Genomic DNA, 13,364 nt, shown 5'->3' on the forward strand with positions numbered 1-13,364 from the left:
GCCGCCGGCGTCCCTAGCCTTGGAGGCAGAAGACGGAAAGCACGCGCGGAGCCCGTGTTCACCACCGGCCACCCCGTCCGAGGAGCGCAGCCATGACCGACCCCTACCGCATCAAGGACACCGCCGACCGCCCCGCCCCGAGCGCGCGGCGGTCCCGCCCGGGCAGTCGCCTGCGCGCCCTGCTCTGGGTGCTCATCGTTCTCGGCCTGGCCGGGAACGGCGTCACGTCACTGGGCGGGTTCCACCCCGCGATCAGCCTCTGCTTCGGCCTCGTGACCGTCGCGGCCATCGCCACCCTGATCGTCCACCACGTCCGGCGGCGCTGACCCAGCACCCGGGGCGGAGGGAACCGCCGCCCCCGAGCCCCGCCTACCGACTCCGCCGCCCTCGCGGCGGAGTTTTCATGTGTTCGACAACCTTTTACCTCTGGTATTTTCCCGTCCGCCCGGCGCGGGTAGCACCATAAAGCCCGGCCCGCGGCCCGAATCTTCCAGTAGCCGCAGAATTACTCTCGGTGAAAATGCGAAAACAAGACACGGCGGCCGACAAGATCATTTTCGCTACTGTGCCCCAGGTCACATGGCCGCATCCGGCCGATAATTTTCGGCTGCGCGGTAAACCCGGGGTTTCGCAGGCCAAGATCACATAAGCGGTGCAGTGGCCCTACCGGACCGGCACGGGAACACGGATAGCGGCGAATCCGCAAAAGCAGAGGTCAGACTCCGCACACGACCCAATAACCTCGCCCTCCCACCGGCACTTGTTACTCACGAGTTCAAGTTACATCCGAATCTCTTGCCAGAAAGAATGGTATATGTGAGTATCCGTGACTGGTGCAGCAAACTGCCGTAACACCGCCGGGCGCACCGGAAACCCGTCTTCACCAAAGGTTTCCCTCCATTCCCCACCCCCCGAAGGAGAAGTCGTGCGGCACGAACAGCTCTCGGAAATCCTCAGGGACGCCCTGCGTGAGAACCACGTCCCGGGCGCCCAGATGACCCTCTACCACCGCGGTGAACTCCACCAGTTCGCGGTGGGAGTGGAGAAGACCGGCACCGGAGGAGAGACGACGGTCCACTCCAGATTCCCCCTGGGTTCGGTGTCCAAGATCATTACAGCCACCCTGGTCATGCAGCTCGTGGAGGACGGCAACATCGACCTCGACGCACCCGTCTCCCGTCACCTGGGGCCGGGCACGGTCTCGGCCGGCCACCCGCTGGCCGACGTGACGGCCCGCCAGCTGCTCAGCCACACCTCCGGGCTCGTGTCCGACCTTCCGGTCGGCGCCCCGGACCACTCCGTGCGCCGCTACGTCGGCTCCCTCGGCGCCGACGACCGCATCAACCCGCCGAGCACCGCGTTCTCCTACTCCAACACCGGCTACGTCGTCGCGGGCCACCTGGTGGAGAGCGTCACCGGGCAGGACTGGTGGGAGACCGTGGAGTCCTATCTGTGCGACCCCACCGGCCTGGACCTGGCCTTCGTCACCGACCCGCGGCCCGGTTCCGCCGACCCTGGGCTGGTCGGCGGCCACGCCGTCACACCGGACGGAAGCGCCCACCCCGTGGACTTCCACATCGAGACCGCGCTCGCCCCGGCCGGCGGCGTCGCCGCCAGCGCGACCGCCCTGGTCGACTTCGCCCGCGCGTTCCTGGAGCCCGGGGACGCCGGGCTCGACGGGGACATCGCCGCGCCGGCCGTCCTGCACGAGATGGGACGCTCCGTCCCCGCGGCCGACCCGTTCGGGCTCGCTGACGGCTGGGGCGCGGGCTGGTCCCTGCACCTGGCCGGGGACCGCCTCTGGTACGGACACGACGGCACGCTCGACGGCGCCACCTGCCACCTCCGGGTGGACCCGCAGGGCGGATCCGCCCTCGCCCTCACCACCAACGCGACCACCGGCATCAAGGCCTGGGAAGACCTCCTCGTGGGACTGCGCAGCGCCGGGCTCGACGTCGGCCACTACCGGCAGCCCTCCGTCACGGATTCGACGGGCCTCATGGCGCAGCTCCCGGAGATCGCCGGGAGCTACAGCAACGGCGGACTGACGGTGCGGGTGACCCCCGCCGGCGACTCCTACCGCTTCTCCGTCGACAACGGGTTCGAAGGCGTCCTCGAAACCGGGCCGGACTCCACCTTCTCCGTCACCGCCGACCGGTACGGCGGCGCCTCCTTCAGCGGCCGTTTCCTGACCGACCACTCCGGCCCGGCACGCGTCACGGCCCTTCAGTACAACGGGCGCACCCTCCGCCGCAGCGCGCGGACCGTCCAGCCGAACGCCTGACCATCCCGCACCGGACGACGAGGACGAACCCATGAGCGAAGCGCCCGTCAACGACACCACCGGTGCCGGCACCGGCACCGGCACCGGAGGCGACCGCGTACGTGCCCGCGAGGAGGTCCTGCGGCGCCTGCGCGACCGTAAGAGACCCGGCCGGGACCTGGTGAGGGTCTCCCGGGACGAACCGAGCCCCCTCTCCTTCGCCCAGCGGCGGCTCTGGGTTCTGGAACAGATGATCCCCGGCCGGACCGACTACAACTCCGCCCTCGCACTCGACCTGCGCGGGAACCTGGACGAGGAGGCCCTGCAACGCGCCCTCACCGCCCTGGTGCACCGGCACGAGGCCCTGCGCACGACCTTCGTGGAGGTCGACGGCGAGGGCCGCCAGGTCATCGGAGCCCCCTTCGAGGTCGACCTCGGCAGGACCCCGGTGCCCGACGCCGACGACGACCGGCTGGCGGAGCTGGCCGCCCGGGAGTACGCCCGGCCCTTCGACATCACGACCGGCCCGCTGCTGCGGGTGCGGCTGCTGGTCGCGAGCGCCGACCACAGCGTCCTCGTGGTGTGCCTGCACCACATCGTCACCGACGGCTGGTCCCTGGGCGTCCTCCAGGACGAACTGGACCACCTCTACCGGGCAGCCCGGGAGAATCCCGGCCGAGGACCGGCGGAACTGGCCTCCTCGCTCGGCGACCTGCCCGCCCAGTACGTCGACTACGCCGCCTGGCAGCGGGAACGGCTCGGCGGCGCCTCGTTCGACCGCTCCGTCGCCTACTGGCGCGAGAGGCTCGCGGAGCCACCGGTCCTGGAACTGCCCACGGACCGCCCCCGCCCCGCCACCCGCGGGACCCACGGCGACAGCCTGCCGTTCACCCTGGGCCCCGCGCTGGCGCGCACCCTGGAACGCCTGGCCGAGAAGCACAACGCGAACCTCTTCATGGTGCTGATGACAGCGGCCCAGGTGACCCTGGCCCGCTGGAGCCGCTCCGAGGACGTCGTCCTCGGCACCGTCACGGCGGGACGCGAGGACCAGCGCCTCCACCGGATCATGGGCTTCTTCGTCAACACCCTCGCCGTGCGGCAGACGGTGGACGAGAACCTCTCCTTCGGGGCGCTGCTGGAGCGGACCCGTGCCGGTTTCCTCTCCGACCTCGACCACTCCGAGATCCCCTTCGACACCGTCGTCGACACGGTCCTCACCGAGCGCGACCCGGCGGTCCCGCCGCTGGTGCAGGCCGCCGTGGTCTACCAGAACGCGGTCGACGGAGCGGGGGAACGCGGCACCCTGGGGGACCTGACCGCGACCCCGGTGCCGATCCGCCGTGAACAGTCGGTCTTCGACCTGACCCTGGAGTTCCATCCCGGACCGGACGGCGTCACCGCGAGCGCGGAGTTCAACTCCGACCTGTTCGACCGGGACACCGTCGCCCGCCTCGTGGACGACCTGGTGCGTGTCCTGGAGTCCGCCGCCGACCACCGTCCGCTGCGGGCGCTGGCCCTGGCCGGCCCCGACCTGGAGGGACGGATCCAGGAGGCCGGCCGCGGTCCCGCCGGACCCCTGCCGCGTACCTTCCCGGAGATGATCGCCGAACAGGCCGCCCTGCGCCCCGACGCCCCCGCCCTGGTGGACGCCGGGCGCACGGTGACGTTCGGCGACCTCGACGCGCGGGCCGCCCGCATCGCCGGACACCTGCGCTCGCGCGGCGTGCGCCGCGGCGACCGCGTGGGGGTGTGCCTGGAGCGCGACGCCCGCCAGGGCGAGGTCCTGCTCGGCATCATGTACGCGGGCGCCGTCTACCTACCGTTGGACTCGGAGTACCCGGCCGAGAGGCTGGCCCACATGGTCCGGGACGCCGCGCCGCACGCGGTGGTGGTCGGGCCGGAGGCGCACGGCGCCCCGCTGCCCGAGGGGACGGCCCTCCTCTCCCTTGCGGAGGGCGACCTCGACGCCGCGCAGCCGTGGCGCGAGCCGGTCTGCCCGGCGGACCCCGCGTACATGATCTACACGTCCGGGTCGACCGGGCTCCCCAAGGGGGTGCTGGTCCCGCACCACGGGCTGGCGGCGCTGGCCGCCACCCAGGGCGAGCGGATGGACGTCGGCCCGGGCTCCCGGATGCTCCAGTTCGCCTCCCCGAGCTTCGACGCCGCCATCGCCGAACTCGCCGTGGCCCTCCTCAACGGCGGCACGTCGGTCCTGCTCCCCCGCGAGTCCCTGCACGGTGAGGACCTGGTCCGGGCCCTGCACACGTACGGGATCACCCACGTGACCCTGCCGCCCGCGCTCCTGCCCAGCCTGGAACCGGACGACCTCGGCCCGGTCGAGCACCTGCTCGTCGCCGGCGAGGCCTGCCCCGGAGAGCTGGTCGACCGGTTCTCCCGGGGGCGCAGGATGTACAACGCCTACGGGCCGACCGAGTCCACGGTCTGCGCGACCATCAGCGAACCCCTGGCCGGGTCCGGCGTACCGCCCCTGGGCGGAACCGTGGCCGGCACCCGCCTGTACGTCCTCGACCGGTGGCTGCGCCCGGTCCCGGACGGCGTCCCCGGTGAGCTCCACATCGCCGGCGACGGCCTGGCGTACGGCTACTGGAACCGCCCGGGTCTGACCTCGGGGCGTTTCGTGGCCGACCCGTTCGGCGCCTCCGGCGGGCGCATGTACCGGTCCGGTGACGTGGTCCGGCGCCACCGGGGCGAGCTGGAGTTCCTGGGGCGCACGGACGACCAGGTCAAGATCCGCGGCCACCGGATCGAACCGGGCGAGATCGAGGGCGTCCTCACCGCGCTCCCCAGCGTGGAGCAGGCGGTCCTGACAGTCGACGGGACGGGTACCGAACGGCGGCTGGTCGCCTACGTGGTCCCCGCGCCCGGGCACGCCCCCACCAGCGAGGAGCTCGCGGCCGGGGCCGGCTCTCTCCCCTCCTACATGGTTCCGGCGGCCTTCGTCGTCCTCGACCGGATCCCGCTCACCCCCAACGGCAAGACCGATCGCCGCGCGCTTCCGGCCGTGGACTGGGCCGGGCGTTCCGAGGCCGAGCACGTCGCGCCCCGCACCGAGACGGAGCGCCTGCTCGCCGAGGCCTGGTGCGACGTCCTGGGACTGGAGCGGGTCGGCGTGCACGACGACTTCTTCCGGGTCGGCGGCGACTCCGTGAGCGGTGTGCGCGTGCTCGCCAGGGCCGCGGACCGGACCGGCACCCGGCTTCCGCTCCGGGCCCTGTTCGAGCGGCCCACGGTGGCCCGGCTCGCCGAGCTCCACGAGGACGGGGGCGGCGAGTCCGCTCCCCCGTTGACCCGGGCCGAGCACGAGGGTCCGATCCCGCTGTCCGCCGCCCAGAGGCGCATGTGGTTCCTCGACCAGTACGCGCCCGGAGGGGCCGCGTACAACTCCGGCGGCGCGCTGCGCCTTTCCGGGCACCTGGACGTCACGGCACTGCGCACGGCGCTGGAGGCGCTGTTCCTGCGGCACGAGTCCCTGCGCACGGTCTTCCCCAGCGAGGACGGCCGGCCCCGGCAGGTCGTCCTGGAGCACACGGACCCGCACCTGTCCGAAACCGTGCTGGACGGCGCCCCGGGCCCGGAACGCGAGGACCGCCTGGCCGAACTCGTGGCGGAGTTCGACTCCCGGCCCTTCGACCTGGCGGCGGGCCCGCTGACCAGGATCCTGCTGGTCCGGGTCGACGAGGACGACCACGTGCTGGCCATCGGCATGCACCACATCATCACCGACGCGTGGTCGATGTCCGTGCTGGTCCGTGAGCTCGGCGCCCTCTACGAGGCCGCCCGGAGCCGTCCGGACGCACGGGCCGCGGACCTCCCCCCGGTCGCCGGGCTCCCCGAGACCGCGTTGGCGTACACCGACTACGCGGTCTGGCAGGACCGGTTCCGCCGCAGCGAGGGCTTCGAGAGGCAACTGGACTTCTGGCGCGAGGCGCTCTCCGGGGCGGAGCCCCTGGCCCTGCCCACGGACCGGCCCCGGCCGGCCCAGCGGCGCGGACGGGGCGCCACGCGCACGTTCGAGGTCCCCGAGGACGTCATGGCCCGCGTCCGTGTCCTCGAGGCGGAGCACGGCGTCACCCTGTTCATGGTGCTGGCCGCGGCGACGGCCCTGGCCCTGTCCCGGTTCACCGGGCAGCGGGACGTCGTCCTGGGCACGGTGACCTCCGGGCGGAGCCGCTCCGAACTGGAGGACATCGTCGGGTTCTTCGTCAACACGGTCGCGCTGCGCGCCCGGGTCCGGCCCGAGGACACCGGTGCGCGCCTCCTGGCGGACATGCGCGACACGGTCCTGGCGGCCTTCGAACACGGTGACGTCCCCTTCGACACGGTCGTCGAGGCGACCGGTCAGGAACGCGACCCGTCCCGTCCCACCCTGGTCCAGGCCCTGGTGGCCCTGCAGAACGCGCCCGGCGCCCCGTGGCGGGCCGAGGGCCTGTCCGGATCGGACTACACCGTCGCCAGGGAGCACACGCAGTTCGACCTGACGGTGGAGTTCGTCGAGGACGGCGCGCGGCTGCTCGGCGCGGTGGAGTACGACACCGACCTCTTCGACCCGGCCACCGCGGACCGGGTCGGGCATCTGTTGCGCGCGGTCCTGGACGCTTTGGCCGAACACCCCGGCGCGCCGCTGCGCGCCCTGGACACGGCTCCCGACCCGGACGAGGCCGCGGCCCTGGCCGACTGGAGCACGGGGGAGGCCGGTGCTCCGGTCACCTCGGTGCCGGAGCTGTTCGCCCGGCAGGTCGCCCGGTCACCGGAGGCGAGCGCCCTGGCGTGGGACGGGACCGAGCTCACCTACGCCCGCCTGGACGAACTGTCCTCGTCCCTGGCCGACCGGCTGCGCGGGCTGGGCGTTCGGTCGGAGACCCCCGTTCCGCTGCTGTTGGAGCGCGGCCCACGTGTGGTGACGGCGATGCTCGCGGTCCTGCGGGCGGGCGGCGCCTACGTCCCGATCCACCCCGACGACCCGCCCGAGCGGATCCGCCGCCTCCTGGCGGAGACCTCCGCGCCCTGTGTGCTCACCGACGCCGTGATGGCCTCACGGGTGCCGGAGGCGGAGGGCGTCGCCGTGCTCGACCTGGACGCGGAGGAGACGGATCCCGCCCAGGACCCGCGCCCCGGCGCCCGGGTCCCCGAACCGGAGGACATCCACCCCGAGCGGCTCGCCTACGTCATGTACACCTCGGGTTCCACCGGAAGGCCCAAGGGTGTGGCAATCACCCACGGCAACGTGGTGCGCCTGGCCACCGACCGGCGCTGGTCCGGGCGCCACGGGCAGCGGGTCCTGTTCCACTCCTCGCACGCCTTCGACGCGGTCACCTACGAGATCTGGGCTCCGCTGCTGACCGGCGGCACCGTGGTGGTCGCCCCGCCCGGACGGCTCGACGCCGACGGGTTCGCCGACGTCGTCGCCCGGCACGGGGTGACCGCCACCTTCGTCACCGCCGCCCTGTTCAACCTGTACGCGGCCCAGAACCCGGCCTGTTTCACCGGCATGGTCCAGGTCATCACCGGCGGGGAGGCGGCCAGCCCGCACGCGGTGGAGCTCGTGCGCACCGCCTGCCCCGGCACCACGGTCGCCAACGGCTACGGCCCGACCGAGACGACCACCTTCGCCGCCCACCACACCGTCCCCGAGGGCCCCACACCGGACCCCGTTCCGATCGGTCGCCCGTTGGACGGCAGCCGGTTCCACGTCCTGGACGAGTCCCTGCGCCCGGTCCCGGTCGGCGCCGTCGGTGAGCTCTACGTCGGCGGCGACGTCGCCCGCGGTTACCACGGCCGCCCCGGTCCGACCGCCGAACGGTTCGTCGCCGACCCCGGTGAACCGGGCGGGCGGCTCTACCGCACCGGCGACCTCGTCCGGTGGAACAACGGGGGACGGCTGGAGTACGTGGGCCGGGCGGACGCTCAGGTCAAGCTGCGCGGTTTCCGTATCGAGCCCGGCGAGGTCGAGGCCGCGCTCGTGCGCCTGCAGGAGGTCGCCCAGGCCACCGTCCAGGTCCACCGCGGCGCTTCCGGGGCACGGTCCCTGGTGGCCTACACCGTCCCGGCTCCGGGGGCCGAGCTCCGTCCCGAGGCTGTCCTCGACCAGCTCCGCGCCGACCTGCCCGACTACATGGTCCCGGCGGCGGTGGTCCCGCTGGAGAGCATCCCGATCAACGCCAACGGCAAGGTCGACCGGCGGGCCCTGCCCGAGCCGACCGTGCCCGAGTCCGACGGCGCGGCGCACACCCCTCCCCGCGGCCCCACCGAGACCCGTCTGGCCGAGATCTGGGCCGAACTGCTGGGGATCGACCGCGTCGGGCGTGACGACAACTTCTTCGCCCTCGGCGGGGAGTCGATCCTCAGCATCCAGATGGTCTCCCGCGTCCGTCAGGCCGGGTGGGAGATCACCACCAAGGACACCTTCCAGCACCAGACCGTCGCGGACCTGGCAGCGGCCCTGGAGCAGCGCGCGGGTTCCCTGGAGAGCGCCGAAGCCTCCGCGCCGGTCACCGGAGAGGTGGCGCTGACCCCGGTCCAGAGGTGGTTCTTCGAGACCCACCCGCGCCGCCCCGAGCACTTCGACATGTCGCTGCTGTTCGAAGCCGCTCCGGACACCGACCCGAAGCTGTGGGCCCGGGCCGCCGAGGCGGTCCTCGCCCACCACGACATGCTGCGGCTGCGGGTCGGCACCGACGGGCCCGAGCCGCGCCAGCACCTGGACGGCGCCGCGGACCCGGAGCGATCCGTTCGCGTGGTCGGTGTCTCCCCTCCCGAACCCGCTGCCCTGGAGCGCGCCGTGGAGCGGGAGGCCGGGCGGGAGCGTCCCCGGTCCAGGTTGGCGGACGGCCCCCTGTTCGAGGCCGTGGTGTTCGACGCCGGTCCCGCTCTGGGGCCGCGGGTGCTCCTGCGCGCGCACCACCTGGTGGTGGACGGGGTGTCCTGGCGCATCCTGCTGGAGGACCTGGTCACCGCCTACGGTCAGCTCGGTTCCGGGCTTCCGGTCGGCTTGGGCACCGGGACCACCCCGTTCCCGGTCTGGGCGGACAGGATCACCGAGTTCACCGCGGAGGGAGGTTTCGACGCCGACGCCGCGCACTGGGCCGGCCTGGCCGCCCGGAGCGCGGACGCCACGGTCCCGGTGGACCTGGACACCGGGCCCAACGACGTCGCCTCCCAGCACGTGATCGCCTCGGGGCTGACGGCGGAGGAGACCGACCTGCTCCTGCGCCGGGTCCCCGGCGCGCTGCGCAGCCGGATAGACGACGTGCTCCTGGCCGTCCTGGGCAGGACCCTCACCGAGTGGAGCGGCGTGCCGCGCCTGCTCGTCGCCAAGGAGGGCCACGGGCGCGAGGACCTGTTCGACGAGGTCGACCTGTCCCGCACGGTCGGCTGGTTCACCACCATCTACCCGGTTCTGCTGGAGCTGCCCGAGGGGCAGGACGCGGCGCGCTCGGTGACCGCCGTCAAGAAGGCGCTGCGCGCCGCTCCCGACGGGATCGGCTTCGGTGCGCTGCGCTATCTCGGTCCGGAGCGGCTGGCCGCACCGCTGGCGCCCCTGACCCGTGTCCCGGTCACCTTCAACTACCTGGGCCGCTTCGGCGACCACGGTGGGGGCGGACTCATCGACCGCTTCCTGGAGGTCCCCGCCGGCGACCACGCGCCCGAGGAGGAGCGCACCAGCCTGCTCGACGTGACCGGCAGCGTCACCGACGACCGGTTGGTGTTCTCCTGGACCTACTCCGAGCACCGCCACCGGCCCGAAACCGTGCGCGCGCTGGCCGAGGACTTCGCCTCGGGGCTGCGCGAACTGGTCGACACGGTCGGCCGGCGTCCGCGCGGGCGAGCCCGCCGGGAGTGAACGGGCCCAGAGCACGCCGGCCGTTCCCGTCCGGCATCCGAACCACACCCGACCACAAGGAAGGACCACCACCATGAGCAACCCCTTCGACGACAACGACGCCCGTTTCCTCGTCCTGGTCAACGACGAGGGCCAGCACTCCCTGTGGCCCGTCTTCGCCGAGGTCCCCGACGGCTGGGACATCGCTCTGGACGCCTCCCCCCGGGCCGAGGCCCTGGAGTACGTGGAGAGGAACTGGACGGACATGCGGCCCGCCAGCCTGGTGGCCGTTCCGGCTGACTGAGTCGGAACCGCGCCCGCGACGGGCGGTGGACTCCCGAGGGGCGCCGTGGTTCGCACGGCGCCCCTCCCCCGTTCCGCTGAGGGGCGGTCAGACCTTTTCGGCCACCCACCGCCTCTCCCGCGCGCGGGAGGACGCGCGGGGCGGGGCCGTCCTGGCTGCGTGGATGCCGCATCCCAGGAGGGCCAGCCCGAAATCGGTGGCCAGGTGCCGGGTACGGTTCCCCTCCCTGGCCGTGGTGATCAGACCCGCCTCCCGAAGGATCGCCGTGTGCTCGCTGATCACTGTCGGGGAGACGTAGAGGGCGGCGGCCAACTCCCCGGTGGAGAAGGGGGCCACCAGTTGGGCCAGGATCGCTGACCGGGTCTTTCCCAGCAGCCGCCCCAGGGACGTCGCCCCCGGGGTGGTGCCGAAGAGCAGTGTGTCGAGGTGTTCTCCGGGTTCGCGCGCGGGGAACAGCAGGACCGTGCGGACGGAGTCGCCGTCCGCGCGCGGGACGGTCCAGTGCACCGCCCTCGGAGCATCGTCGAGGAAGACCGAGGGCATCAGCACCATGCCCTTCCCCTCCGGGCGTATCGTCCGGTCCTCGCCGTCGTCCACGGTGAGCACGAGCCCGCCCTCGTTGTGGACGCGGGCGCCCACGGACTCCAGGCCCGCGAGAACACCCGAGAGGTTCATCGTCCGGCCGATCCGGCTCCCGGCGGTGGAGTGCTGGCCGCGCAGCACCGCCCCAGCGGGTGCCAGGACGGAGCGGTGCAGGCGGCCGAGCACGGAGAGTGCCCAGCGGGCCTCCTCGCCGACCGGCCCGGGGGACGCGTCTGCACCGGGGCCGGCGGCTTCCAACAGCGCGGGCAGGACCACCGGGGCGAGGCGTTCCACTTTCTCCAGGTCCGAGCGCACCACGGGCACGGACGACAGGGCGGCCCGCGCACGGCGCACCCAGTTCTCCCCGCCCCGGCCACCGTCACCGCGCAGGGGGCCGGCCGCCAGGGCGGCTTCGACCAGCATGGGGGTCTCACCGTGTACACGGGTCCGACCGATGTCTTCCATGGAGAGGTGAATCCTCGACAACGCTCCGTTCCTTTCTCCTCGACCGACCGGTTCGGCGGCCGGATCAGCGCACGCGGCGCAGGTAGGCCCGCAGGGCCAGCGGCATGAGAACGATCTGGATGCCCGCCACGGCACCCAGGCTGATGAGGATCGGCATGACCGTGGGACCGCCGAGCATCAGCCCGCGGACGGCGTCGACGAAGTAGGTGACCGGGTTGATCCCGACCCAGACTTCCAGCCAGCGGGGCATGGTCTCGGGTGCGGCGAAGATGTTGCTGCCGAAGGTCAGGGGCAGGATGACCGCCATCGCGATGCCGGGCACCGCCTGGGGCCCGGTGGCGACCATGCCGATGATCACCGACATCCAGCACAGGGTCAGGCCGAAGACCACGACCAGCGCGCAGGCGAGCAGTGCCGACAGCGGGTCGGTCTGGATCCGGAAGCCGAGTGCGAAGGCCAGGAGCAACAGGACGGTCAGCGCGACCACGTAGCGGAGCACGTCGCCGAGCACCGCGCCGACCAGCGGTGCGGAGCGGGCGATCGGCAGGCTCCGGAAGCGGTCGAAGACGCCTTTGGAGATGTCGGTGTTCAGGGCCATGCCCGTCCCGATGCTGGCGTACATGGTGATCTGCACCATCAGGCCGGGGACGAGTGTCTGGAGGTAGGCCTGCCAGTCCCCCGCGATGGCCCCGCCGAACAGGAAGACGAAGACCACCAGGAAGAGGATGGGTTGGATGACGGTGTCGATGAGGGACGACGGCGTACGGACCAGGTAGCGGATGTTGCGGCTGGCGAGGATCATCCCGTGCCTGGCCGCGGTGGCGGGGCCGATCCGGATCCGGGGGCTCGGCTCCACGGACGGGCGCGCGTCGACGGTGGCCGTGGCGCTCATGTGCTGCTTCCCTTCTCTGCGGCGGTCGGCTCTGCCTTGCCGGCCTTCTGGCCGGTCAGGGTGAGGAAGACGTCGTCGAGGCTGGGCAGGCCCAGGCCGAGCTCGTCGGTGCTGATCGCGGCGTCGTCCAGCCTCCGCACCAGTGCGGAAAGCAGGACCGGGTCCTCCACGGGGGCGCTGAGGAGCCCGCGCTCGCCGTCGACGCTGGGGCGCACCCCGCTCAGCAGTTCCGTGAGGATCTCCTCGGTGCGCCGCACGTCGGCCGGGTCCACCGGGCGTACGTGCAGGGTCTGGGAGCCCACGCGCTGCTTGAGTTCCTTGGGCGCGCCCTCCGCGACCACGCGCCCCTGGTCGATGACCGTCACCCGGTCGGCGAGCTGGTCCGCCTCCTCCAGGTACTGCGTGGTGAGCAGGATCGTGGTGCCCTCGTCGGAGAGGCCGTGGACGATGCTCCACAGGCGGTTGCGGCTGTGCGGGTCCAGCCCGGTGGTCGGCTCGTCCAGGTAGAGCACGCGGGGGCGGCCGACCAGGCTCGCGGCGAGGTCGATACGGCGCCGCATACCACCGGAGTAGGTCTTGACCGGGCGGTCACCGGCGTCGACCAGCTCGAAGCGCTCCACGAGCTCGCGGGCGCGGACCCGGGCCTGACGTCCGGAAAGGTCCAGCAGGCGCCCGACCAGTTCGAGGTTCTCCATCCCGGTGAGTTCCTCGTCGACGGAGGCGTACTGACCGGTCAGCCCGATGATCCCGCGCACGGAGACGGGGTCGCGCAGCGCGTCGTGGCCGTCGACGAAGACGGTCCCCTCGTCCGGCCGCAGCAGCGTCGCGAGGATGCGTACCGTGGTCGTCTTGCCCGCGCCGTTCGGTCCCAGCACGCCTTGGATGCTTCCTCGGGGGATACCGAGCGAGACCCCGTCCAGGGCCGTGTTCGCCCCGTACCGCTTGACCAGGCCCTCTGCCTGGATACAGGTGTTCATGGGTGTTCCTCCTTCTGTACGGAGGAACTCTCACAGAGCGC

7 protein-coding genes are annotated in these 13,364 nt (G+C 72.5%); 4 read left to right on the plus strand and 3 right to left on the minus strand.

Annotated elements, in window-relative coordinates:
- The first annotated feature begins 92 nt into the window (after window positions 1–92).
- The 4 genes from ACUKCB_RS18565 to ACUKCB_RS18580 all read left to right on the plus strand — a co-directional run bounded on the left by ACUKCB_RS18565 (window position 93) and on the right by ACUKCB_RS18580 (window position 10,407).
- On the plus strand, window positions 93–326 hold the full coding sequence (locus ACUKCB_RS18565; RefSeq protein ID WP_473036873.1) for a hypothetical protein: 234 nt from the start codon (window positions 93–95) through the stop codon (window positions 324–326).
- Window positions 327–925: 599 nt separating this feature from the next.
- A complete protein-coding gene (locus tag ACUKCB_RS18570; protein ID WP_473036874.1) occupies window positions 926–2,284 on the plus strand; it encodes a serine hydrolase domain-containing protein in 1,359 nt (452 codons plus the stop codon).
- 31 nt (window positions 2,285–2,315) lie between these two features.
- On the plus strand, window positions 2,316–10,124 hold the full coding sequence (locus ACUKCB_RS18575; RefSeq protein ID WP_473036875.1) for an amino acid adenylation domain-containing protein: 7,809 nt from the start codon (window positions 2,316–2,318) through the stop codon (window positions 10,122–10,124).
- A 73-nt stretch (window positions 10,125–10,197) separates the two neighbouring features.
- Entirely contained in the window at window positions 10,198–10,407 is a 210-nt protein-coding gene (locus tag ACUKCB_RS18580) for an MbtH family protein (protein WP_473036876.1), read from the plus strand.
- An 87-nt stretch (window positions 10,408–10,494) separates the two neighbouring features.
- Here ACUKCB_RS18580 and ACUKCB_RS18585 read toward each other — a convergent pair whose 3' ends face one another.
- The 3 genes from ACUKCB_RS18585 to ACUKCB_RS18595 all read right to left on the minus strand — a co-directional run bounded on the left by ACUKCB_RS18585 (window position 10,495) and on the right by ACUKCB_RS18595 (window position 13,323).
- A complete protein-coding gene (locus ACUKCB_RS18585; protein ID WP_473036877.1) occupies window positions 10,495–11,454 on the minus strand; it encodes an ArsR/SmtB family transcription factor in 960 nt (319 codons plus the stop codon).
- Window positions 11,455–11,518: 64 nt separating this feature from the next.
- Entirely contained in the window at window positions 11,519–12,346 is an 828-nt protein-coding gene (locus ACUKCB_RS18590) for an ABC transporter permease (protein WP_473036878.1), read from the minus strand.
- Window positions 12,343–13,323, minus strand: a complete 981-nt coding sequence (locus ACUKCB_RS18595; RefSeq protein WP_473036879.1) for an ATP-binding cassette domain-containing protein — start codon at window positions 13,321–13,323, stop codon at window positions 12,343–12,345. Before ACUKCB_RS18595 ends, ACUKCB_RS18590 begins: the two co-directional genes overlap by 4 nt.
- Window positions 13,324–13,364: the final 41 nt, after the last annotated feature.

It is taken from the genome of Nocardiopsis moroccensis (assembly GCF_055763695.1).

Coding starts and splice junctions, on each gene's coding strand:
- ACUKCB_RS18575 (WP_473036875.1), top strand. CDS start 2,316: ATGAGCGAAGCGCCCGTCAACGACACCACCGGTGCCGGCACCGGCACC.
- ACUKCB_RS18585 (WP_473036877.1), bottom strand. CDS start 11,454: ATGGAAGACATCGGTCGGACCCGTGTACACGGTGAGACCCCCATGCTG.
- ACUKCB_RS18590 (WP_473036878.1), bottom strand. CDS start 12,346: ATGAGCGCCACGGCCACCGTCGACGCGCGCCCGTCCGTGGAGCCGAGC.
- ACUKCB_RS18565 (WP_473036873.1), top strand. CDS start 93: ATGACCGACCCCTACCGCATCAAGGACACCGCCGACCGCCCCGCCCCG.
- ACUKCB_RS18595 (WP_473036879.1), bottom strand. CDS start 13,323: ATGAACACCTGTATCCAGGCAGAGGGCCTGGTCAAGCGGTACGGGGCG.
- ACUKCB_RS18580 (WP_473036876.1), top strand. CDS start 10,198: ATGAGCAACCCCTTCGACGACAACGACGCCCGTTTCCTCGTCCTGGTC.